The organism is Caballeronia calidae (genome assembly GCF_900044055.2).
In the GTDB taxonomy this organism is placed as follows: Bacteria; Pseudomonadota; Gammaproteobacteria; order Burkholderiales; family Burkholderiaceae; genus Caballeronia; species Caballeronia calidae.
Genome location: NZ_FCOX02000004.1, coordinates 143126 through 166377, shown reverse-complemented (window position 1 = coordinate 166377; position 23252 = coordinate 143126). Strand labels below are relative to the sequence as shown.

At 64.5% G+C, this 23252-nt stretch carries 21 protein-coding genes and 2 riboswitches; of the genes, 9 read left to right on the top strand and 12 right to left on the bottom strand.

All coding sequences use genetic code 11. From position 1 onward, the window contains the following. A complete protein-coding gene (cobJ, locus tag AWB78_RS06110; protein ID WP_062603514.1) occupies positions 1 to 1626 on the top strand; it encodes a precorrin-3B C(17)-methyltransferase in 1626 nt (541 codons plus the stop codon). On the opposite strand, the gene AWB78_RS06105 is transcribed toward cobJ, so the two are convergent. The 4 genes from AWB78_RS06105 to cobW form a co-directional block, all read right to left on the bottom strand. Beyond that, a complete protein-coding gene (locus AWB78_RS06105; RefSeq protein ID WP_062603518.1) occupies positions 1602 to 2177 on the bottom strand; it encodes a vWA domain-containing protein in 576 nt (191 codons plus the stop codon). The genes cobJ and AWB78_RS06105 overlap by 25 nt on opposite strands. A gap of 119 nt (positions 2178 to 2296) precedes the next feature. Continuing rightward, positions 2297 to 3304 carry a magnesium chelatase ATPase subunit I gene (locus tag AWB78_RS06100; protein ID WP_062603219.1) on the bottom strand — a complete coding sequence of 336 codons (1008 nt, stop codon included), beginning with the start codon at positions 3302 to 3304 and terminating at the stop codon, positions 2297 to 2299. Further along, positions 3301 to 7077: a cobaltochelatase subunit CobN gene (gene cobN / locus AWB78_RS06095; RefSeq protein ID WP_062603217.1), complete on the bottom strand. Its 3777-nt coding sequence runs from the start codon at positions 7075 to 7077 to the stop codon at positions 3301 to 3303. The genes AWB78_RS06100 and cobN overlap by 4 nt, the downstream gene beginning before the upstream one ends. A 5-nt stretch (positions 7078 to 7082) precedes the next feature. After that, the gene (gene cobW / locus AWB78_RS06090) at positions 7083 to 8168 is read right to left on the bottom strand and encodes a cobalamin biosynthesis protein CobW (protein ID WP_062603216.1); all 1086 of its coding nucleotides are present in this window, start codon (positions 8166 to 8168) and stop codon (positions 7083 to 7085) included. Between the two features lie 123 nt (positions 8169 to 8291). Continuing rightward, a riboswitch (cobalamin riboswitch) is annotated at positions 8292 to 8547 on the bottom strand. A 121-nt stretch (positions 8548 to 8668) separates the two neighbouring features. Between cobW and AWB78_RS06085 the strand changes: the two genes are divergently transcribed. From AWB78_RS06085 to AWB78_RS06070, 4 genes are all read left to right on the top strand, one after another. Next, a complete protein-coding gene (locus AWB78_RS06085; protein ID WP_062603214.1) occupies positions 8669 to 9106 on the top strand; it encodes a cobalamin biosynthesis protein in 438 nt (145 codons plus the stop codon). A gap of 281 nt (positions 9107 to 9387) precedes the next feature. Next, on the top strand, positions 9388 to 9990 hold the full coding sequence (gene cobO, locus AWB78_RS06080) for a cob(I)yrinic acid a,c-diamide adenosyltransferase (protein ID WP_062603508.1): 603 nt from the start codon (positions 9388 to 9390) through the stop codon (positions 9988 to 9990). A gap of 5 nt (positions 9991 to 9995) precedes the next feature. Then, positions 9996 to 11294 (top strand): cobyrinic acid a,c-diamide synthase CobB, encoded by a 1299-nt coding sequence (locus tag AWB78_RS06075; protein ID WP_062603212.1) that lies wholly within the window; start codon positions 9996 to 9998, stop codon positions 11292 to 11294. Continuing rightward, positions 11291 to 11533: a DUF1289 domain-containing protein gene (locus tag AWB78_RS06070; protein ID WP_082883242.1), complete on the top strand. Its 243-nt coding sequence runs from the start codon at positions 11291 to 11293 to the stop codon at positions 11531 to 11533. The genes AWB78_RS06075 and AWB78_RS06070 overlap by 4 nt, the downstream gene beginning before the upstream one ends. A 53-nt stretch (positions 11534 to 11586) precedes the next feature. Here AWB78_RS06070 and AWB78_RS06065 read toward each other — a convergent pair whose 3' ends face one another. Together AWB78_RS06065 and AWB78_RS06060 are read right to left on the bottom strand one after the other, a co-directional pair. Then, positions 11587 to 12372, bottom strand: coding sequence for a CbtA family protein (locus AWB78_RS06065; protein WP_062603210.1), 786 nt, complete (start codon positions 12370 to 12372; stop codon positions 11587 to 11589). 9 nt (positions 12373 to 12381) lie between these two features. Beyond that, positions 12382 to 12615, bottom strand: a complete 234-nt coding sequence (locus AWB78_RS06060; RefSeq protein ID WP_062603208.1) for a CbtB domain-containing protein — start codon at positions 12613 to 12615, stop codon at positions 12382 to 12384. Between the two features lie 29 nt (positions 12616 to 12644). After that, a riboswitch (cobalamin riboswitch) is annotated at positions 12645 to 12771 on the bottom strand. 48 nt (positions 12772 to 12819) lie between these two features. On the opposite strand from AWB78_RS06060, the gene AWB78_RS06055 reads away from it, so the two are divergent. The 3 genes from AWB78_RS06055 (at position 12820) to hmuQ (ending at position 14196) form a co-directional block, all read left to right on the top strand. Beyond that, a complete protein-coding gene (locus tag AWB78_RS06055) occupies positions 12820 to 13389 on the top strand; it encodes a histidine phosphatase family protein (RefSeq protein WP_062603206.1) in 570 nt (189 codons plus the stop codon). Positions 13390 to 13465: 76 nt separating this feature from the next. Further along, positions 13466 to 13837 carry a DUF1428 domain-containing protein gene (locus tag AWB78_RS06050; RefSeq protein ID WP_062603204.1) on the top strand — a complete coding sequence of 124 codons (372 nt, stop codon included), beginning with the start codon at positions 13466 to 13468 and terminating at the stop codon, positions 13835 to 13837. A gap of 44 nt (positions 13838 to 13881) precedes the next feature. Continuing rightward, complete coding sequence (hmuQ, locus tag AWB78_RS06045; protein ID WP_062603202.1) at positions 13882 to 14196, top strand: heme-degrading protein HmuQ; 315 nt, start codon at positions 13882 to 13884, stop codon at positions 14194 to 14196. Positions 14197 to 14303: 107 nt separating this feature from the next. On the opposite strand, the gene AWB78_RS06040 is transcribed toward hmuQ, so the two are convergent. Beyond that, positions 14304 to 14627, bottom strand: a complete 324-nt coding sequence (locus tag AWB78_RS06040) for a hypothetical protein (RefSeq protein WP_062603201.1) — start codon at positions 14625 to 14627, stop codon at positions 14304 to 14306. Positions 14628 to 14738: 111 nt separating this feature from the next. After that, positions 14739 to 15695 carry a bifunctional Delta(1)-pyrroline-2-carboxylate/Delta(1)-piperideine-2-carboxylate reductase gene (gene lhpI, locus AWB78_RS06035; protein WP_062603199.1) on the bottom strand — a complete coding sequence of 319 codons (957 nt, stop codon included), beginning with the start codon at positions 15693 to 15695 and terminating at the stop codon, positions 14739 to 14741. A 255-nt stretch (positions 15696 to 15950) separates the two neighbouring features. On the opposite strand from lhpI, the gene ppk2 reads away from it, so the two are divergent. After that, positions 15951 to 16844 carry a polyphosphate kinase 2 gene (gene ppk2, locus AWB78_RS06030; RefSeq protein ID WP_062603197.1) on the top strand — a complete coding sequence of 298 codons (894 nt, stop codon included), beginning with the start codon at positions 15951 to 15953 and terminating at the stop codon, positions 16842 to 16844. An 18-nt stretch (positions 16845 to 16862) separates the two neighbouring features. Here the strand turns inward: ppk2 and AWB78_RS06025 are convergent, their stop codons facing one another. The 4 genes from AWB78_RS06025 to AWB78_RS06010 all read right to left on the bottom strand — a co-directional run bounded on the left by AWB78_RS06025 (position 16863) and on the right by AWB78_RS06010 (position 23196). Next, positions 16863 to 17090 carry a hypothetical protein gene (locus AWB78_RS06025; protein WP_062603195.1) on the bottom strand — a complete coding sequence of 76 codons (228 nt, stop codon included), beginning with the start codon at positions 17088 to 17090 and terminating at the stop codon, positions 16863 to 16865. Positions 17091 to 17262: 172 nt separating this feature from the next. Next, positions 17263 to 18771, bottom strand: coding sequence for an efflux transporter outer membrane subunit (locus tag AWB78_RS06020; protein ID WP_062603194.1), 1509 nt, complete (start codon positions 18769 to 18771; stop codon positions 17263 to 17265). Next, complete coding sequence (locus tag AWB78_RS06015; RefSeq protein ID WP_062603192.1) at positions 18768 to 21968, bottom strand: efflux RND transporter permease subunit; 3201 nt, start codon at positions 21966 to 21968, stop codon at positions 18768 to 18770. The genes AWB78_RS06020 and AWB78_RS06015 overlap by 4 nt, the downstream gene beginning before the upstream one ends. Before the next feature lie 31 nt (positions 21969 to 21999). Beyond that, complete coding sequence (locus AWB78_RS06010) at positions 22000 to 23196, bottom strand: efflux RND transporter periplasmic adaptor subunit (protein WP_062603190.1); 1197 nt, start codon at positions 23194 to 23196, stop codon at positions 22000 to 22002. Positions 23197 to 23252 lie beyond the last annotated feature (56 nt).

Here is a 23252-nt window from a genome sequence, read left to right as displayed (position 1 = left end):
ATGGCGATCGTCGTGCTCGGCCCCGCCGCGATCGATACCGCGCGGCACATTCAGGCGCGCTTTCCTGAAGCGCGCGTGCATGGACTCGCGAATCGCGTGAGCGCGGATATCGCTTACGACGACTTCGGCGCGCACGTGCGCGAGTTGTATCGAGCGGACGTGCCGATCGTCGCGCTGTGTTCGGCGGGCATCGTGATTCGCGCGCTCGCGGCTTGTCTCATCGACAAGGAGGCCGAGCCGCCCGTGCTCGCGGTCGCGCAGGACGGCAGCGCGGTCGTGCCGCTCATCGGCGGAATGAGTGGCGTGAACGTGCTGGCGCGCGAGATCGGCATTGCGCTCGACGTCGCGCCCGCGATCACGACGAGCGGCGAATTGCGCTTCGGTCAATGTCTGCTCGCGCCGCCGGAAGGTTATGCGCTCGCGGATATCGAACAGGGCAAGCGCTTCGTGTCGGACCTGCTGGCGGGCGCGACGACGCGCATCGAAGGCCGCGCGCCCTGGCTCGACGATGCCGCCCTGCCCCGCGCCGACGATGCGCGTCTTGCCGTGCGCATCACGCCGCTCGTCGCGAACGATGCAGACAGTCTCGTGATTCATCCCCGTTGCGTGCTGGCGTGGATCGGCAATGCATCTTCCGGCGAAAACATCGCCGAACGCGTGCGTCTCGCGATGCGCGAACGCGGTTTGTCGCCGCTTGCGCTTGCAGCGTTGACCGCGCCTGTGCGTGACATGGCTTCGCCCTCGCTCGACGATGCCGCGCGCGCGTTGAATGTGCCGCTGCGCTTCTGCGATGCCGCGCCCTTCGATGCCAGCGATGTGCAAGGTATCGCGCTGCACGTCGGCGATGCGCCCGTCGACGTGCAATCGACAGGCCGCGCACGCGGCACGCTGACCGTGATCGGACTCGGCCCCGGCAGCGCGGAACTGATGACGCCCGCCGCGCGCGCCGCGCTCGGCGCTGCGCAGGACGTGCTCGGCTACGAAACCTATGTGCGCATGGCCGGGCCGTTTCGCGACGAACAACGCGTGCACATGACGGACAACCGCGAAGAGCTGCAGCGCGCGCGTCATGCGTTCGAACTCGCGAGCGAGGGACGGCGCGTGGTCGTGGTGTCGTCGGGCGATCCCGGCGTCTTCGCGATGGCGGCAGCCGTGCTCGAAGCGCTCGACGAAGGACGCGCGGCGCATCCCGAATGGAGCACCGTGAAGCTCGCGATCGTGCCCGGCGTGTCGGCATCGCTCGCGACGGCCGCGCGTGCGGGCGCGCCGCTGGGCCATGACTTTTGCGTGTTGTCGCTGTCGGATAACCTCAAGCCGTGGAGCGTGATCGAGAAGCGCATCGCGCATGCGGGCGAAGCGGATCTCGTGATGGCGTTCTATAACCCGCTGTCGAAGGCGCGGCCATGGCAGTTCGATCGCGCGATGGAGATCGTGAAGCGATTTCGGGATTCGAAGACGCCCGTTGTGCTCGGGCGCGATATCGGGCGGCCTGCCGAGACCTTGCGCGTGGTGACGCTCGGCGAGTTGAAAAGCGAACTCGTCGATATGCGAACGATGGTGATCGTCGGATCATCGACGACGCGCGTTGTCGGGGATTGGGTTTATACGCCGCGCTGGTATGAGTAGGACAGCGCGTCGGCGGTGACGTATTGCGCGTCCCAGTCGCGCGCTAGCGATTCGCCGCGCCCGGCTCGCACCATCCCCTCTTCGAAATCCACAACGACGATCTCATCCGCCGACGACGGCGCAGCGGGCCGTTCATTCGTGCGCCCGTCGGTCAGCAGCCACAGCCAGCGCTGTTGCGACGGCCTGCGCCGCGCCGCGCGCGCAAGCACGGTTTCCGCACTCGACAAACCGAGCGCGAGCGGCGTGCCGCCACCACCGCCGATCGGCGCGATCCAGCGCTCATTGAACCAATGCGCCGCGCCAGGCTGACGACGCACCTCCGCCCGCCCGCCGCCGAAGCACACGAGCGCGATCTCCGCACGCTCGCGATAAGCCCGATCGAACAACGCGACGAGCATGCCTTTCGCGCGCGCGAGCCGCTCGCCCGCGAGCATCGAACCCGAGCAGTCGAGCACGAAGCAATGCAGCATTGCGCCCTCGGCCTGCGTGCGCCGATAGCGAAGATGATGTGCATCGAGACGCGCGGAACGCTTCGCACGCAACGTCGCTATCCAGTCGATGGCCGTGCTCTCCTCGCCCTCGCGCGCGGCGAAGCGGCCTTTGGAACGCGTTTCGTTCCATCGAAGGCGATGCCCTGTGTCGAAGGCATCCGCGTCGTGCCTTCGATGGCTCAGGCTTTTTTTGCGGCGAGCGGCCTCACTTGCTTGACCTTCACGGTGCCCGCAGGCTCGGGCGGCAGGTAGCCCCAATCCGAATCGCCCGCGTTCGTCTCGCGCGGTGCTGATTCACGCTCCGCATGATCCGGCGATGACGCGTGAGCTTCCCTGCGACGATGCTTCAACACCGCATCCGCAACGCGCTCGACATGCGTCACGCCCACGCTCGAAGCGCTCTCGAATGCGGCCAGCGCCCGCGCCGCGCGCAGCATCACGATATCGGCACGCAAGCCGTCGACATGCGCCGCGATGCAAAGCTCGCTCACGCGCGCATGAACGGCGTCGTCGAAATCGAAGGTCGAAAGCGCTGCGCGCGCCGCGTGAATGCGCTGGTTCAATGACGCCTGCTCGCTTTCATGCCGCGCGCGAAACGCATCGGGACCGGCATCGAATGCGAGGCGCGCCTTTACGATGCGCTGCCGCACACTCGCATCGAAGCAATTGCTCATCTCCACGGCGAGCCCGAAGCGATCGAGCAATTGCGGACGCAGTTCGCCCTCTTCGGGATTCATCGTGCCGATCAGCACGAAACGCGCGTCATGCCGATGCGAAATGCCATCGCGCTCGACGATGTTCACGCCGCTCGCGGCGACATCGAGCAACTGATCGACGAGCGGATTCGGCAGCAGATTGACTTCATCGACATACAGCACGCCCAGGTGCGCTTTCGCAAGCAGCCCCGGCGAGAACTTCACGCCGCCATCGCGCAATGCGCTTTGAATATCGAGCGTGCCGATCAGTTGCTCCTCGCTCGCGCCGAGCGGCAAGGTGACGAACTTTCCTTCGGGCATCAGCTCCGCGAGCGCGCGCGCCGCCGTGGATTTCGCCGTGCCGCGCGGCCCGCTGACGAGCACGCCGCCGATCGACGGATCGACCGCCGCCAGCAAAAGTGCCTGCTGCAAGGGCGCTTGCGCGACGAGCGCTGAGAAAGGAAATACCGGAGATGAAATGGTTTCGTTCAAGACTGTCGGCCTTCGATTCGCTGTTCGACATCGAGCAGATGCCGTTCGACCTGCTCGCGATAGCCAGCGGGTTCCTGCCACAAGCCGCGCTCCATCGCTTCGAGCAGGCGCTCGCAGATCGATTGCAGCGCGTGCGGATTGTGCGCCGTGATGAACGCGCGCGTGTCCACGTCGTTCACATAGGCATCGGTGACGAGCGCGTACTGATGATCCGACACGACGCGCGCCGTCGCGTCATAGCCGAAGAGATAGTCGACCGTCGCGGCAAGCTCGGACGCGCCCTTGTAGCCATGACGCTTCACGCCATCGATCCACTTCGGATTGACGACGCGCGAGCGCACCACGCGCGCGATCTCTTCATTCAGCGTGCGCACGCGCGGCGCGGCGGGATTGCTGTGATCCGCGTTGTACGTCTGCGGCTGCACGCCCGACAGGTAACGCACGGCTGCAACCATGCCGCCCTGAAACTGATGATAGTCGTTCGAATCGAGCAGATCGTGTTCGCGGTTATCCTGGTTTTGCAGCACGACATCGAGGTTCGAAAGCCGCGTGCCGAAGCTCGCGCGCGCCTCCACGCCATCGCCGCCTTGCGAGTACGCGTAACCACCGGTGCTTTGATAGGCGGCGGAGAGATCGGCGTCGGTCTGCCACTGCCTTGCATCGATCAACTCCTGCAGCCCCGCGCCGTATGCGCCCGGCTTCGTGCTGAACACACGCCAGCCCGCGCGCCGCCGCGCATCCTTCGCATCGACGCCGCGCGCGATCAGCTCGTCGCGCTCGCGCAGAATGCGTGCGCGGATCGGGTTCACGTCGGCGGGCTCGTCGTCGAGTTCGGCGACGGCCTGCACGGCCGCATCGAAGAGATGCATCAGATTCGCGAACGCATCGCGGAAGAAGCCCGACACGCGCAGCGTCACATCGATGCGCGGCCGGTTGAAGATGGAGATCGGCAGTATCTCGAAGTCGGTCACGCGATGGCTGCCCGCCGCCCACTTCGGCCGCACGCCGATCAGCGCGAACGCCTGCGCGATATCGTCGCCGCCGGTGCGCATCGTCGCCGTGCCCCACACCGACAAGCCGATCGCACGCGGGAAATCGCCGTGATCCTGCACGTGGCGCTCGACCAATGCATTCGCGGATTTCACGCCGAGCGACCATGCAGCTTGCGTCGGCAGCGCGCGTGTATCGACGGAATAGAAGTTGCGTCCCGTGGGCAACACATCCGGCCTGCCGCGCGAAGGCGAGCCGCTCGGCCCCGGCGGCACGAAACGTCCTTCGAGGCCGCGCTTCAGTTGCATCAGCTCTTGCGGCCCGCATGCGTCGAGCCGCGCGAGCACGTCGCCGCGCAGTCGTTCGAGCACGAGCGCGGCATGCGGACCGGGCGCGTGGGCATCATCGTCCGACAATAGTTGCATCGCTAACGATTCGAGACGCTCGCGCGTATCGCCGTGATGGCGCCACGGCGCGTCGCTGACTTCGGCGAGCGCGTGCGGGCGCGGCCCGTCCCACGGCGCGGACCAGTCGGCATCGAGCGGATCGAAGGCATCGGGGAGTTGCAGATCGCGCGCGATCGCCGTGATGAGGCTCGCGTTCGCGCCTTGCCCGTCGCCGATCGGAAAGCGGCCGAGCGCGAGCAGCGTGTCGCGCCGCTGCACGCCTTGCGGCGACACGCCGAACACATGCAGGCCGTCGCGAATCTGCGCTTCCTTCAGCTCGCAGAGATAGGCATCGGCGCGCGTGAGCAGCGCATCTTCGCCGGCGATATCGCGCGGCGCGTCCAGCCCGAGTTCTTCATGCAGCCTGTTCTCGACGATGTTCGCGAGAATCGACTTGCGCAAGAGCTTCGCACGGCGCGCATCGACCATCAGCGCTTCGTAGTATTCGTCGACCTGACGCTCGAGATCCTGCAAAGGCCCGTAGTTTTCGGCGCGCGTGAGCGGCGGCATCAGATGATCGATGATGACCGCCTGCGCGCGGCGCTTCGCCTGACTGCCTTCGCCCGGATCGTTCACGATGAACGGATAGAGATGCGGCATCGGCCCGAGAATCGCATCGGGCCAGCACGACGACGACAACGCCACGCTCTTGCCCGGCAGCCATTCGAGATTGCCGTGCTTGCCCACATGCACGAGCGCATCCGCCTGAAAACGCAGGCGCAGCCAGAAATAGAACGCCAGATACGAATGCGGCGGCACGAGATCGGCGTCGTGATAGCTCGCGTAATCGTTGCGCTCGCGCGAGCGTGAAGGCTGAATACCGATGAAGATTTCGCCGCAGCGATAACCCGCGATCATGAAGCGGCCGCGTCTTATCGTCGGGTCGTCTTCGGGCGCGCCCCAGGTCTTTTCTAGCGCGGCGCGCGCATCGGCGGGAAGCAGGCGATAGGCATCGACGTATTCGTCGAGAGAAAGGCTCTGCAACGCGGGACGCAGATCGCGCACGACAGGATCGTTGGTCACGCCTTCGGTCAGCGCGGCGATGAGCGCATCGCCGCTCGCGGGAATGCGGCCGACGCGATAGCCTTCACGCGCGAGCATCGACAGAATGCCGATGGCCGATGCGGGCGTATCCAGCCCCACGCCATTGCCGATGCGCCCTTCGCTCGCCGGATAGTTCGCGAGCACGAGCGCGATGCGCTTCTGCGCGTTCGGCGTATGACGCAGCTTGCACCAGCGCCGGCTCAGCTCGGCCACGAAGCGCACGCGCTCCGCATCGGCCTGATAGCGAACGACATCCACCTGCGTATGCTTGCAGTGATACGCAAGGCCCTTGAAGCTCACCGCGCGCGTGATGATGCGGCCATCGACTTCGGGCAGCGCGACGTGCATTGCGACATCGCGTGAGTTGAGGCCGTGATTGTCCTTTTGCCAGTCGTCGCGATTGCCGCCGCTCAGAATGACTTGCAGCACGGGCGCATCGCCCGCGACTTCGAAGGCTTCGTCCTCGCCGATCACGCTCGCGGCAAAGGCCGTCGTGTTCAACACGAGCGACGCGCGATGCTCGGCGCACAAGCGCTCGACCACTTCGCGGCTCACGCTTTCCTTCAGCGACGAAATCGCGATCGGCAGCGGATTCATGCCTTCTTTTTCGAGCGCTTCGATGAGCGCATCGAACACGGCGGTATTGCCCGATTGCAAGTGCGCGCGATAGAACAGCACGCCGACGACGGGCGCGCCTGCGGTCCAGCGCGCCTGCCAGTCTTCGATCGCCGCGATATCGCGCTCGGGATGATAGATCGCGACGGCCGGCAGCGGGCTCGGCGCTTGCGGCTCGCGTCCGAAGCCGAATGCGCGATGCGCGATCGAGCGCAGAAACTCTTCCGCATTGCGCGCGCCGCCTTCGCGCAGATAGCGCGACAACTCGCGGCAGAACTGCGCATCGGCCGTACTCTTGCCGATGAGATTCGGGTCTTCGGTCAGATCGCCCGAGAACATCGCGAGCATCTGCTTCTCTTTCTTCGCGAGCGCGACGAGGCGCTCGATACCGTACGGCCAGTACGATTCGCCGCCGAGATGATCGACGATCACGACCTTCGCGTGACGCAGGACATCGTCGACATAGAAATCGACCGATGCAGGCTGGCGCAGGAATGCCTGATTCGCGAGCCGCACTTCGGGAAAGCCGGCTTCCAGGCGCGGAAACACGCTCGCGAGCAACGCGAGCGTCGTATCGGCGGAACTGAGCACGACGATCGGCGCGCTCGTCTGATCGATGCGCATGACGCCCTGCGCGTCGTCGACGAAGCCGCCCGGTGTCGTGCGGAGCAGATGCATCGCTGTTACGCCTGCACGGGTGCGCTCGCAAGCGCCGCGTCGAAGGCGCGTTGCAGCGTATCGCGTTCGAGGTCTTCGCCGATCAGCACGAAGCGGCTCGGCGTGTTCGCTTCATCGGCTTGCCAGCGGCGATCGAAATAGCTGTCGAAGCGCCGTCCGACGCCCTGCACAACGAGGCGCATCGCGGCGCCCGGCAACGCGGCGAAGCCCTTCACGCGATAGATCGTGTGACGCTCGACGAGCGCATGCAATGCCGCCAGCGCCTGCTCGCGCGATTCGACCGTGCCTTGCACGACGACCGAATCGAACTCGTCGTGATGATGATCGGCGTGGCCTTCGTCATCGGGCGAGCCGTGATGATCGTGCCGCAGATGAATGCTCTCTTCCGATGCCGCTTCGAGCCCGAGCAGCGTATGCACATCGAGCCTGCCCATCTGCGCGGGCACGACTTTCACTTCGGGCGGAATCTCGGGGCGCACGAGCGCTTCGACCTTTCGCAGCGCGGCATCGTCCATGAGATCGGTCTTGTTGACGATGACGAGATCCGCCGACGCAAGCTGATCCTCGAACAACTCGTGCAGCGGCGATTCGTGATCGAGGTTCGGATCGGCCTTGCGTTGCGCATCGACGGCGACGGGATTCGCCGCGAACTGGCCGCTCGCGGCAGCGGGGCCATCGACGACGGTCACGACCGCGTCGACGGTAAAGGCGTTCTTGATCGACGGCCAGTTGAATGCCTGCACGAGCGGCTTGGGCAGCGCGAGACCCGAGGTTTCGATCAATACGTGATCGATGCTGTCGCGCCGCTCGACGAGCTGCTCCATCACCGGATAGAACTCTTCCTGCACCGTGCAGCACAGACAGCCGTTCGCGAGTTCATAGAGATTGCGGTCCTTCGAGCCGGTTTCGTCGTCGCAGCCGATGCCGCAGCCCTTCAAAATTTCCCCGTCGATGCCGAGCTCGCCGAACTCGTTGACGATCACCGCGATGCGCTTGCCTTGCGCATTGGACAGGATATGCCGCATCAATGTGGTCTTGCCGCTGCCGAGAAAGCCGGTCACGACCGTGACGGGGATCTTGCGGGTTTGCATCGTAGCTCCGGGGCTTATGGTGCGTGCGCTTCATCTCGCGGGATGCGAGCGGCTTCGCGGATGAGACGAAAGGAGAAGCGCACGATTCGATGGATCACGGGACGCACCGCATCCCCGCGGCAACGCACCCTCTCATGTCTGGCCGGTATCCGGGCTGACGACGACGCCGCTTCGCCTTCCCGCGCCGCATGAGCGCAGTGGCCTCGAAGGCGGCTTCCCGCACGGGCGATGAAAACATTGCCGATGCGGGAATCGCTTACCGTTGCGGGGGCAGCGCAGGTTGACGCTCGTTCGACCGGTCGAATGGAACGCGCCCTGCTTCCCGTTTAACTGCGCACGAGAGAATCCGCGCGCGAGCACCAAAACTGCGTGAAAGTCTAGGCCCGGCGCGCGTGAGCGTCAAGAAAGGACCGGCCGCGGCGGGCACATTCGGGCATTGCGCTGCGATAATGCGGGTCCGCTCCGAACGCGCGTGCCGCGCGCATCGATCTCTACTTTTCATGAAACCCGTCATCGTTCGCATGAATGCGGCCTCTGCCACGCGGCTCGCGGTCGGTATCGGCTGCAGGCGCGGCACGAGCGCCGATGCGATCGAACACGCCGTGCGGCAAGCACTCGGCTCGCATTCGTTCGCCGATATCGCGATCGTCGCGAGCATCGACGCAAAGCGGGACGAAGCCGGATTGCTCGCGTTCTGCGCGGGTCATCGCCTGACTTTGCGTTTTTTTAGCGCCGATGAAATTGCGCGAGCGCGCGGCATCGCGGTGTCGCATCATGCGGCGAAGCATATGAACGTCGATGGCGTATGCGAGCCTTGCGCGCTGCTTGCGGGGAATGCGCAGACACTCATCGTGCCAAAGACGATCGATTGCGGCGTAACCGTCGCGGTGGCAATGGCGCGTGAGGGCGATGCGAGCGAAGCATCGATCGCGGTTTGACCGCGCCGTGCGCGCATGCCTTTCTATCGAGTAACCCGCCGATTACAGGCTTGATCTTGTCACGACAAAGCCAGGCGAGCACCGCAAGCGCCACGAGCTCCAGCCATAAATAGACCACGTTCATTTCTCTGCTCCTCAAGTCGGTGACTGCATCATGCACACCGTCTCTTAGCGCAGAATTAACCCGCGAACGAGGCATATCGAAGCCGCCACTGAGGTACGATACGGCCGTCCTTCAAATGCGCCCACACGCATCGATTCCCTTCGAACCCGGAGATCATGTGAAAACCGATACCGAATCGCATCTGCGCATGACCCAGCGCCGCAAGGAAGGTCACGAGAAGAAGCAGGCCGCGGCCGATCACGAGAAAGGCCTGCTGATCGTGAATACCGGCAACGGCAAAGGCAAGACCACGGCCGCCTTCGGCATGGCCGTGCGCGTGCTCGGTCACGGCATGAAGCTCGGCGTCGTGCAGTTCATCAAGGGCGCGCTGCATACGTCCGAGCGCGATTTTCTCGGCACCATCGCCAATTGCGATTTCGTCACGATGGGCGACGGCTACACCTGGAACACGCAGAACCGCGAAGCCGACATGGCCACCGCGCGCCGCGGCTGGAACGAGGCGCGGCGCATGATCGAAAGCGGCGAGTATCAGATGGTCGTGCTCGATGAGCTCAACACCGTGCTCAAGTACGACTATCTGCCGCTCGACGAAGTGCTCGACGTACTGAAGGCGCGGCCCGCGATGCTGCATGTCGTCGTCACCGGCCGTCATGCGCCCGATGCGCTCGTCGAGCTCGCCGATCTCGTCACGGAAATGCGCCTCGTGAAGCATCCGTATCGCGAGCAGGGCGTGAAGGCGCAACGCGGCGTCGAGTTCTGAACGCGATGCCGGACTGCCCCGCTCTCTTCATCGGCGCGAGCGCGTCGCATCAAGGCAAGACCACGGTGACGGCCGCGCTCGCGCGGCATCACGCGCGCCGCGGCCTGAACGTGCGCGTCTTCAAGACCGGCCCGGATTTTCTCGATCCGATGATTCTCGAGCGCGCATGCGGCGCGCCCGTCTACTCGCTGCATCTGTCGATGGTCGGGCTCGATGCGTGCCGCGCACTGCTCGCGCAAGCGGCGCGCGAAGCCGATCTCATCCTCATCGAAGGCGTGATGGGCCTTTTCGACGGCACGCCCAGCAGCGCCGATCTCGCCGCCGCGTTCAACGTGCCCGTGCTCGCGGTCATCGGCGCGCACGGCATGGCGCAGACCTTCGGCGCCATCGCCTTCGGGCTCGCGCGTTATCGCGCGGACGTGCCGTTTCATGGCGTGCTCGCGAATCGCGTCGCATCGCCGCGTCATGCGCAAATGTTGTCGGAGACCATTCCCGAGGGCCTGCGCTATTGCGGCCATCTGTCGAACGCCGACGATATCGCGCTGCCCGAGCGACACCTCGGCCTCACGCAGCCGGAAGAAATCGCGGGCCTCGACGCGCGGCTCGACCGCGCCGCCGATGCGATCGCGCAAACATCGCTGGCCGATCTTCCGCCACCGGTTCATTTCGACGATGCGGTGCTGCCCGCGCCGCCGCGTCTTCTCGACGGCATGCACATCGCGATTGCGCGCGATGCCGCGTTCTCGTTCATCTATCCGGCGAACATCGATCTGCTCGTCGCGATGGGCGCGCGCATCAGCAGCTTCTCGCCGCTCGCCGACGAGCCCGCGCCCCCCGATGCCGATGCGCTCTATCTTCCCGGCGGCTATCCCGAACTGCATGCGGCGGCGCTCGCCGCGAACGCGCACACGCGCGCTTCGATCGATGAGCATGTCGCGCGTGCGAAGCCAGTCGTCGCGGAATGCGGCGGCATGCTCTATCTGCTCGATTCGCTGACCGACATCGAAGGAACGAAGCACGCGATGCTCGGCATGCTCCCCGGCGATGCCGCGATGCAACGCAAGCTCTCGCGCCTCGCAATGCAGCGCATCGATACGATGCATGGTGCGATGACCGGCCACACGTTCCATTACTCGACCCTGCAAACGCCGATGCAGCCTGTCCTTCAAGCGACACATGCGACAACGGGCACAGCAGGCGAAGCGCTCTATCGGCATGGCCCGGTGACGGCCACCTATATGCACGCATACTGGCCATCGAATCCCGCTGCCGCCGCCGCGCTCTTTCGCGGCGAACAACTATGACGACCACACAAGACATTCGCACGCCGCTCGATCTCGCCTTCACCATCGAGCGCGCAAAGACGCAGGCGCCGGTCGGCTCGCCCTGCACCGACGTCTGCAAGCTCGATGCCGACACCGGCCTGTGCCTCGGCTGCTTCAGAAGCCGCGAAGAGATCAAGACGTTCAGATCGATGGACGATGACGCGAAGCGCGTTTTGTTGGACGAATTGCTCGCGCGCCGTGCGGCGAAGACCAAGTGAAAAGCCCGCGCTCCTGACGGAACGCGGGCCGTATTCTCAGCGTGATGAATCGCTCAGGCCGCGGCCATTCTTCTGACCGGCGGCTTTTCGAGTTCACGCGCCGCGAGTGCGCCGAACACGAGGCCGAGCGTCGCCCAGATCAACGCCTGCATGCCGATCGCGGCCACACGGAAATTCCACAGTAGCGAAGCCGAGAAATCGGCGGGCACTTCGTCGATGCGCGGCAACGCGACCTGCGCAACCACGATCGCGACGATGTACGCGGCCGCGGCGATCAGCGTCGCGTTCCAGCCGCCGTGACGCGCCGCCATGCGCCGCTGCAGCCGCACGGCGAACACCGCGGCCACGAGCGAAATCGCCACCATGCCGAAGAACAGCGCCGTGCGCGGCCCGATGGTCTCGGCACCGCCGACCGCCGGCGGATTCGGCGGGTACTTGAGAAACGGCACGATGGCCACGCTCACGAAGCCGAACAACGCCAGCAACGCCGACGTGCCGCGCGCATGCAACGCGCCGAGCCTGCCATACGCGAACGCGAACACGAGCGAGAAGAGACCGCCCAGTGCGGTGCCGAACACCGCGACGCCCGTCAGCAGGCCGAGACCCGCTTGCGTATCGCGGGAGACGAGCGCTTCGTCGCCGTGATCGTGCGAATGCGCGGCGCTTGTCGAGGCATCGCCATGTTCGTGCTCATGCGGCGCGGCCGCATGCTCATGCTGTTCCTCGAACGCGATGGCCCGCGCCACCGTCGGCTCGCCGAAGACGCGCGCGAAGCCGAAGCCGATCAGGCCCGCGACCAGTCCCGCGATCATGCCGCGTATCAGCAACGTGCGAATCATGACGCGCCCTCAGTGGCACGGAAAGCCGAGCAGATGCCGGCCGTCGTGGACGAACTCGTGAACGTACGTGCCGGAAAAGATCGACGTCGCGCCCTGCTCCGCGCCCACGAAATAAATGGCGATCAGCAGAAGGAGGCCGATGAAGACGGCCCACGGCAGCACTTCGCGCACCGGAATGGGGATGGGCGCGTCGAGCGAGGGGGAAACCGGTGCGGAAAAGACCGGCGCGTTGGAAACATTCATGGTGGTTCTCCAGGGAAAAGCGCGTCCCGATTGATGAAGAGCATGCAGCGGGGTCTGACTCGCGGCAGAGCGCCTTTAAGCTCACGAACCGCATACAGTGGCGCGACCGTGCCGGATTTGCACCGGCTTCCTCGCACTGCAAGCTTGCCATTCTATGATGATTGACGGCAAAGTAAAACGATTCCGATTGCCCGTCACGCTCCCTTGGAACTCATCCTGTTGTGCCACGCCGCCACGCGCGCGATGAAAGCCGGCTTCTTTCCCAGCGGCGATGAGTCCGCCGAACGCGATGCCCGCGCCGTGCTCGCGCCGCTGCGTGCGCGCCGCAATACGCGCGTGATCGCCAGTCCCGCGCGCGTGGCACGCGAAACGGCGGCATGGATCGCGGACGCATTCGAGATCGTGCCCGCGTTCGACGACATCGACTACGGCCGCTGGCGCGGCTTATCGATACGCGACACCGGCACGCGCGAGCCCGGCCATGTCGCCGCATGGCTCGCCGATCCGCAAGCGCGCCCGCACGGCGGCGAGAGCGTCGCCATGCTGGCGGCGCGCGTCGCGGACGCTCTCGCATTCAGCGATCACCTGAATGCGCGCGAGCGCTGCATCGTCGTCACGCATGCGATCGTCGTGAAAGCGGCGCTCGCGCATGCGCTCGGCATGCCGCTCGCGTCCGTCTACACGATGGACATCGCGCCGCTGTCGGCGACGGTGCTCAGGCGCGCCTCGCCCGCCGATGCATGGACGGCCGAACTGCCGCACGCGAGCGCCTGAACTTCGCTCCCGGCGAATGGCTCAAAGGAAAGCGCATCGCATGCGCGGACCTCTCTAACCGAATCAGGAGACTCATATGGCGCACTACGTGGATGGATTCGTCGTGCCGGTGCCGATCGACAAGATCGACGCCTACCGCACCATGGCCGAAGCAGCCGGCAAGATCTGGCTGGAACATGGCGCGCTGCAATTCGTGGAGACCATTGCCGACGATGTGAAGCCCGGCAAGGTCACGTCCTTTCCGCAGAGCGTGCAACTGAAGGAAGGGGAAACGGTGGCGTTCTCGTATATCGTCTACGAGTCGCGCGAGCAGCGCGACAGCGTCAACGCCAAGGTGATGGAAGACCCGCGCCTGAAGACGATGATGGAATCCGCCGCGCCGCCGTTCGACGCGCAGCGCATGTTCTTCGGCGGCTTCAAGACGATAGTCGAACTCGAACGCAGCTGATTTTTTCTATTGACGACCGCTTACCGCGAAGGAAACGCATCGACATGTATATCGCCATGAACCGCTTCAGGATCGTGCCCGGCGCCGAGACCGACTTCGAACGCCTCTGGACCAGCCGTGACACGCATCTCAAGGATGTGCCGGGATTCGTCGAGTTTCATCTGCTCAAAGGACCGGTCAAGGATGACCACGTCCTGTATTCGAGCCATACGATCTGGGCGAACAAGGCGGCCTTCGAGGACTGGACGCGCTCGGACGCGTTTCGCGCGGCCCATCGCAACGCGGGCGGCGAAACGCGGCAACTCTATCTCGGCCATCCCGAGTTCGAAGGCTTCGAGGTGATTCAGACCGTCAAATAAGGGGCGATGCGCGCGTCCGAACGTTCGCGCGCTTTGTTGCGGAGCACGCGCCTTTTACATGCGTGTGAAAAAACGCACCTCGGATGCGCAAACCGCCCGGACCTTCTTCAGGCCTTCGCGCCGCGCGCCATGCGCTGCAGTGTCGACGAATCGATCGCTGCCGCGCAGATGCGCACCGCCTCCTTCAGCGTGCGCGGGCGACCCGCGCCGAATTGCGATTCGAGCATCGCCACGGCGCGCGTGCGCTCGTCGTTGCCGAGCTTCTCGCCTGTGGCGAGCTCGAGCACCGAGATGAAGTAGGCCGCGGGCGGCGCGGCGCTCGCATGGGCTGGCGTCTGGCGTTCCCCGCGCGCGGTGCCGCCGGCGCCTTCATGGCCGCCGTCGCGCGCCGGAATCCAGGGGTGCCATTTGCTGTCGTATCGACTTTTCATGGATGAGTTCGCTGGCTCGATTGCTGTGGCGCGACTTTCGCGCCGTTCGTCCCGTGGCGCCCCGAGCGCCACTCATAAAGCAGGCAAGGAGCAAGTCCCGTTCCAAGCCGTCTACCCTTGCTGCACATGGCGCAACGCGCTGTTTTCGTCCGACAAAACCGCGCGCGCGACGCGGCACGCCGCGAGATCCCACGCCGCGCAACCGACCGACTTGAACATCACGGGACGCGCGGCATCGATGGCTGTCGACGGCGCCGCCAGCGCCTCGGACAGCGGATGCACCGCGTCCCAGTCGACGCCCGCGAGAATGTAATCGCCCGCTTCGTGCCGCGCTCCCGCGGGGTCGTCGACATAGAGCGCGCTCGCATGCACGGTCGCGGCGGCGATCTCGGCGGCATCGGCGGTGAATGCGCCCACGCCGATCACGAGGCGCCCCGCGCGCGCCGGCATCGTGTAGACGGGCGTCTTGCTCGTGGTCCCGGCGATCACGACGTCGATGGAATCCGGAATCACAGACTGTTCCAGCACGGACAGGTTGTTGCAAACCGACGCATGCGCTGAACAGAATTCGCGCGCGCGTTCCGGTCGCGAGCCTTGCACGTGGATATGCGCACCGGGATAAACGGCGGCGAGCGCCTCGACGTGATACGCCGCCTGCTTGCCCGTGCCTATGACGAGCACCTCCCGCGGCGCGCTCGCATGCAGCGCGCGGATCGCGAGCATCGATACCGAGGCCGTGCGCCGCCCCGTCACCGTCGGGCCATCGAGCATGAACTGCGGCACGCCCGTCACGGCATCGTAGGCCGTGACCTGGCCGTGAATCGTCGGCAGGCCGCGCGCGCCATTGCCGGCGCAGACGTTCACGAGCTTGTGCATCGCGAGATCGGCGGCGCTCGCGGGCATCGACAGCATCACGCCGCCCTCGATCGGTACCACCATGCGCTCGGGACTCACGATGCGCCCGGCCGCGTAGTCGAGCATGGTCGCCGCGAGCGTGTCCACGAGCCGGTCATACGGCACGAGACGCGCGGTTTGGACTTCGTCGAAAGTCTGGATCGTTGCGGTCATCGGGTTCGCTCGTCGTCGATTAGAAATGAGGTCGCGGTGCCATCGGCATGCCATCGAAGTGCCGGAACATTCTAACGGCGCGCGGCGTCGTGTCAGAAAGTGCCGCGCCGGATTTGTGAGCGCGTGCGCCGCTTTCTACAATTCCCGAAAACGGCCACTGTCATACGACTGCCATCGAATGTCGTCATAATCGGCCGTCCCGCGCCGCGGCCGTCCACGACGACGCGGCAGCCCAAGAACGCCACGGAGCCTTACATGAACACGGACAAGCAGCGCCGTTTCCACGCTGACATCATCGACAGCTACGACGAAGAGTTCGAAATGGAGGTCGACGATCGCTTCCTGGACGGCGAATCGACCTTCTCCGACGAAGAGCGGGCGCTGCGCAAGACGTACTTCCGCGAGCTGTTCCGTCTGCAGGGCGAGCTCGTGAAGTTGCAGGACTGGATCGTGCATACGGGGCATCGTCTCGTCGTGATCTTCGAGGGACGCGATGCGGCGGGCAAAGGCGGCGCGATCAAACGCATCACGCAACGGCTGAATCCGCGCGTGTGCCGCGTGGCGGCGTTGCCCGCGCCGAACAATCGCGAGCGCACGCAATGGTATTTCCAGCGTTACGTGTCGCACCTGCCGGCGGCCGGCGAAATCGTGTTGTTCGATCGCAGCTGGTACAACCGCGCGGGTGTCGAGCGCGTGATGAACTTCTGCACCGACGAAGAGTATGAGGAATTCTTCCGCTCGGTTCCCGAGTTCGAGAAGATGCTGGTGAGAAGCGGCATCCAGATTGTCAAGTACTGGTTCTCGATCACCGATGACGAACAGGAAGTGCGCTTCCAGGCGCGCATCGAAGATCCGCTCAAACAGTGGAAGCTGAGCCCGATGGACCTGGAAAGCCGCCGCCGCTGGGAAGCGTACACGGCGGCGAAGGAAGTGATGCTCCAGCGCACGCACATTCCCGAAGCGCCGTGGTGGGTCGTGCACGCCGTCGACAAGAAGCGTGCACGCCTGAACTGCATCCATCATCTGCTGAGCCAGATGCCGTATCACGAGGTCGAGCATGATCCGGTCGAACTGCCCGATCGCGTGTTCAATCCCGATTATCTGCGACAGCCCGTGCCCGATGAGATGTACGTTCCCGAGGTTTATTGAACTTCGATAGGCCGCGCGTCAGCAGCAGTTATTGCAGGCGATGTGCTTTACGGATGCTTCGCCGCGCTGACGCGCCACCGTATGACGCAGCGCGAAGTGATATGCGTGCTGTGAGCCTCTCAGCACCATCACGAACATCACCTGCGCGAGATTGAAGTCGAGCGTGACCATCAGGCGCGTCAACAGCAGCAGTGGCAGCACCACCGCCGGCTGATACAGTTGTCTTGCGATCAAGTCTTTCATCATCGGCTCCCTATCCCATGATCAGCATTCTATGGATTCGGGCCTCGCGGATAAACGCTCCGTAAGTGAAGACATATGTTCCGATAGACGAACAATCGGCTTCGGTTCTTCAAGCGTTCTCTAGTGCGGTCACTCAAACAAAATGGCCCTGCGGGGTGCAGGGCCATGCGTGGCTTTACTTCTGCGCGAGACTCGGCTCGGGCACGGGCTTGGGCATCGCATCGCCCCAGCCGCCGCCCAGCGCGCGAATCAGATTCACCGTCGACACCGCCTGCGCCCCCTGCAACTGCACCGAAGAACGCTGCGATTGCAGCACGGTGCGCTCCGCGTCGATAACGTCGAGATAATTCACCGCGCCTTCGGTGTACTGCGTGCGCGAAAGCTGCGCCGCGCGCACCGATGCCTTCACCGCGTCGTCCTGCGTGGCCGTCTGATCTTCGAGGATGCGCAGATCCGAAAGATTGTCCTCGACCTCGCGGAACGCAACGAGCACCTGCTGACGATAACTCGCGACATCTTCTTCATACACCGCCCGCGCATTCGCGAGATCGCCCTTGCGGCGGCCGCCGTCGAAGATCGGGATATTGAGCATGGTGCCCGCGAACGGCCCGAGCAGGAACGTGCGGCTCGACCACTTGAAGAGATCGCCGAGCGTCGCCGATTCGAAGCCGCCCGAGCCCGTCAGCGTCAGCGACGGGAAGAACGCCGCCTTCGCCACGCCGATGCGCGCGTTCGCCGCCGCCATCGCGCGCTCCGCCGCCGCGATATCCGGACGACGTTCGAGCAGCGACGAAGGCAGGCCCGGCGGCACGCGCACCGTCACCGGCTTGAGCGGATTGGCGGCCATCGAGAACTCCGCGGGCGCCTTGCCGAGCAGCACCGCGAGGCTATGCTCCGATGCCGCTCGCAGCCGTTGCACCGTCATCGCGTCGGAACGCGCCGTTGCGAGTTCCGACTTCGCGCGCGCCACGTCGAGCTCGCTGATATCGCCTTCCTTGAAGCGCTTCTGCACGAGCTTCAGCGCTTCCTCGCGCAACTGCACCGTGCGCGTATAGACATCGGTTTCGGCATCGAGCTCGCGCAAATTGAAGTAGTTCTGCGCGACATCCGCCTGCAACGCCAGCTGCACCGAGCGGAACAGCGCCTCGCTTTGCTGCGTGTCCGCGTTCGCGGCCTGCACCGTGTTCGACACGCGGCCGAAGAGATCCACTTCATACGAGACGCTCGCCTGCGCACGCCACAACGTCTGCGCGGCCACGTTGCCATCGGGCGGCAGGAACTGCGAGGCGGGCGAGAGCTTCTCGCGCGTCGGACCGAAGCCCGCGTCGAGCTTCGGGAACAGACCCGCGCGCGCCGTCTGGTTGATCGCGCGGGCTTCCTTCACGCGCGCCGCCGCGGCCCTCAGATTCTGGTTCGCGTCCTGCGCCTGCTTTTCCAGATCGTTGAGCGTGGCGTCGCCGAAGATGCTCCACCATTCGCCGCGCAGCATCTCTTCGGAAGGCTGCGCGGTCTTCCACGTTCCCGCTTCCGAAGCGTCGAGCGTCTTCTGCGGCGTTTCCTTGTAGGCGGACGGTTCGTTGACGTTCGGCTTCTCGTAGGTCGGCGCGAGCGAGCAGCCCGCGACCAGCATTAACGACGCCATCAGACTCGATAAAACATGCAGCTTATTCATCATTGACCTCATTGCGCTTCATACGAAGCACCGATACCGCGCATCTGCGGATGCGAGCCGTGCTTGTCCGTCACGTGTTCCGTGCGCGAGAGCTTGCGCAGGATCACGTAGAACACCGGCGTCAGCATCAGACCGAAGAGCGTCACGCCCAGCATGCCGAAGAACACCGCGACGCCCATCGCGTGACGCATTTCCGAGCCCGCGCCCGTCGACAGCACGAGCGGCACCACGCCCATGATGAACGCGATCGACGTCATCAGAATCGGGCGCAGACGCAGCCGGCTCGCTTCGATCGCGGCCTGCACGATCGAGCGTCCCTGCATCTCCAGTTCGCGTGCGAACTCGACGATCAGAATCGCGTTCTTCGCCGACAAGCCCACGAGCACCATCAGGCCGATCTGCGTGAAGATGTTGTTATCGCCATCGGTGAGCCATACGCCCACGAGCGCGGACAGAATGCTCATCGGCACGATCAGAATGACGGCGAGCGGCAACGTCAGGCTTTCATACAGCGCGGCGAGCACGAGGAACACGAGCAGCACGCTGATCGGGAAGACCCACAGGGCCGCGTTGCCCGCGAGGATCTGCTGATACGTGAGATCGGTCCATTCGAACTTGATCCCGCGCGGCAGCACTTCCGCCGCGATGCGTTCCGCCGCTGCCTGAGCCTGACCCGACGAATAGCCCGGAGCAGGACCGCCGTTGATATCCGCGGCGGTGTAGCCGTTGTAGCGCACCACCATCTCGGGGCCGTATGTCGGCGTCACCTTCACGAGCGATGACAAAGGCACCATGTCGCCGTTCGCGTTGCGTGTCTTCAGCAAACCGATGTCTTCCGGATTCGCACGGAACGGCGCATCCGCCTGCACGCGCACCTGATACACGCGTCCGAAGCGATTGAAGTCGTTCACATAGAGCGAGCCGAGATAGACCTGCATCGTGTCGAATACATCCGTCACCGAGACACCAAGCTGCTTCGCCTTCACGCGATCCAGATCGACGTTCAACTGCGGCACGTTGATCTGATAACTGGAGAACGTCGGGCCGAGTTCAGGCGTCTGCGATGCGCGCTTGATGAACGCCTGCGTGGCATCGGCGAGTGCCGAATAACCGAGCGCGCCGCGATCTTCCAGTTGCATCTTGAAGCCGCCGAGCGTGCCCAGGCCCAGCACCGGCGGCGGCGGGAACACGGCGATGAACGAACCCTTGATGCCCGCATACTTCTGGTTGAGCGCGCCGGCAATCGCATTGGCCGACAGCGCCTTGTCATGCACGCGCTCCTTGAAAGGCTTCAGCGTGACGAACACGATGCCCGCGCTCGACGAATTGGTGAAGCCATTCACCGACAGACCCGGAAACTCCACCGCGCTTTCCACGCCCGGCTGTTTCAGCGCGATATCCGACATCTGACGGATCACGCCTTCGGTGCGGTCGAGCGATGCGCCGTTCGGCAATTGCGCGAAGCTGATCAGATACTCCTTGTCCTGCGCGGGCACGAAGCCGCCCGGCACGATCTTGCCCATCAGCACGGCGCCGCCGAGCAGCACGGCATACACGACCATCATCAATGCCTTGCGATTGATGACGCTCTTCACGCCCTTGCCATACGCATCCGAGCCGCGATGAAACACCTTGTTGAAGCCGCGGAAGAAGCCGCCGAACACGCGGTCCATGCCGCGCGTGAGCCAGTCCTTCGGCTCGTCGTGGCCCTTCAGCAAGAGCGCGGCGAGTGCCGGCGACAGCGTCAGCGAGTTGAACGCGGAGATCACCGTCGAAATGGCGATGGTCATCGCGAACTGCTTGTAGAACTGGCCCGTGAGACCCGACATGAACGCGAGTGGCACGAACACGGCAACCAGCGTCAGCGCGATCGCGATGATCGGCCCGCTCACCTCGCGCATCGCCTGATACGTGGCGTCTCTCGCCGATAAGCCCGCTTCGATGTTGCGCTCCACGTTCTCGACGACGACGATCGCATCGTCGACGACGATACCGATCGCGAGCACCATCCCGAACAAAGACAACGCGTTGATCGAGAAACCGAACGCAAGCAGCAGCGAGAATGTCCCGACGATCGACACCGGCACCGCGAGCAACGGAATGATCGACGCGCGCCAGGTCTGCAGGAACACGATCACCACGAGCACGACCAGCGCGATCGCTTCGACAAGCGTATGAATGACCGCTTCGATACTGGACCGCACGAACTGCGTCGGGTCATAGACGATCTGATATTCGAGGCCCGCCGGCATGTCCGCCTTCAGCTCCTTCATCGTCTTGCGAACTTCGTCGGAGATCTGCAGCGAGTTCGCGCCCGGCTGCTGATTGATCGCGATTGCAACCGCCGACTTGTTGTCCAGCAACGAGCGCAGGCCGTATTCCGATGCGGCCAGCTCGACGCGGGCAACGTCGCTGAGATGCGTGACCGCACCATCCGGCGAAGTCTTCAGCACGATGTCGCGGAACTCCGACTCGTTCTGCAAGCGGCCGCGCGCATTCACGTTCAGTTGCAGCGGCACGTTGGGCAGCGTCGGCGAGCCGCCGATCACGCCCGCCGCCACCTGCACGTTCTGCTCGCGGATCGCATTGACGACATCCGTCGCCGTCATGCCGCGCTGCGCGACCTTTTGCGGATCGAGCCACACGCGCATCGAATAATCGCCCGAACCCCACAACTGCACTTCGCCCACGCCCGCGATGCGTTCGAGCCGGTCCTTCACGTTGATCAGCGCGTAATTGCGCAGATACGTCATGTCGTAACGGCCGTTGGGCGAGTTCAGGTGGACCACCATCGTCAGCGTGGGCGATGACTTGATCGTCGTCACGCCGAGACGCTGCACGTCCTGCGGCAAACGCGGCAACGCCTGATTCACGCGGTTCTGCACGAGCTGCGTGTTCTTGTCAGGATCGGTGCCGAGCTTGAACGTGACCGTGGTCGTGAGATTGCCGTCGCTGTTGGCTTGCGACTGCATATAGAGCATGTCTTCGACACCGTTGATCTGCTCTTCGAGCGGCGAGGCCACGGTCTCCGCGATCACCTTCGGGTTCGCGCCGGGATACTGCGCATGCACGACGACCGAAGGCGGCACGACTTCCGGATACTCGGAGATCGGCAGCTTGAACATCGCGATGATGCCCGCGAGCAGCACGACCACCGAGAGCACGCCCGCAAAGATCGGGCGGTCGATGAAGAATTTGGATATGTTCATGACGAGTTCTGTCTGTTGCGGATGACGCGCATCACTGTGCGGATGCCGTCTTCACGACGGGCGCTGCGCCGCTGTCATTCATCGCGACGTTGTTGGCCTTGATCACATCGTTGGGACGTACACGCTGCAAGCCGTTCACGACGATGCGCTCGCCCGGCTGCAGACCCTTCGAGATCACGCGCAGGCCTTCATGCGTCTGGCCCAGCGCGACTTCGCGGTACTGCACGCGGTTGTCCTTGTCGACGACCATGACGTACTTCTTGTCCTGATCGGTGCCGATGGCTTCGTCTTCCACGAGCACGGCCGGATGCGGCGTCCCCCCGCCCACTTTCACGCGCGCATAGAGGCCGGGCACGAGCGTGCCGTCCGGATTGTTGAAGCGCGCGCGCACGCGGATCGTGCCCGAGGTCGTGTCGAGCCGGTTGTCGACGGAATCGACGACACCCTCGCGCGAATAGCCGTCCTCGTTCGCGAGACCGAGCGACACGGGCACGGCGCTGCCGCCATCGCGGCCGAGATAGCGCAGATAGGTTTGCTCATCGACATCGAACGATGCGTAGATCGGCGAGACCGACACGAGCGTGGTCAGCAAGGGCGCGTTGCCGCCCGTCGATACGATATTGCCGACCGTGAGCTCCGCGCGCGACACGCGGCCCGAAACCGGCGCGGTGATATGCGTGTACGCGAGATTGATCTTCGCGGTTTCGAGCGCAGCCTGCGCGGCCTTCAGGTTGGCGACGGCCTCGCGCGCGGCGTTCTGCTTCTCGTCGTAATCGCGCTTGGCGATCGCGTTATCGGCGAGCAGGCGCTCAGCGCGCGCCGCATCCGTCGACGTGTAGCCGTTGCGCGCCTGCGCCGCCGCGAGCTGAGCCTGCGCGCGATCCACTTCGGCTTCGTAGGGACGCGAATCGATCGTGAAGAGCGGATCGCCCTTCTTCACGAGCTGGCCATCCTTGAAATGCACGGCGACGATCGTGCCCGGCACGAGCGGGCGAATGTCGACGTGATCGACCGCCTCGAGCCTGCCCGAATAGCTTTGCCAGTCGGTGATCGTCTTCGAGATCACGGCGGCGACGTCCACTTCCGTTGCCGTCGGGCTATGCGCGGCGGCTTTGGCTTCGTTCATCGCCGAATCGCCGTGGCCTCGCCAGGCGGTATAACCACCCGCGCCGGCAATGATCAGCACCGCGCCCAGCGCGGCGTAGATGCGTTTGCGGTTGAAAGACATGGTGAAGGCTCCGGTTGCGTTGAGATTGTTGTTGTGCGATGCGAGGCGTGCGTGCC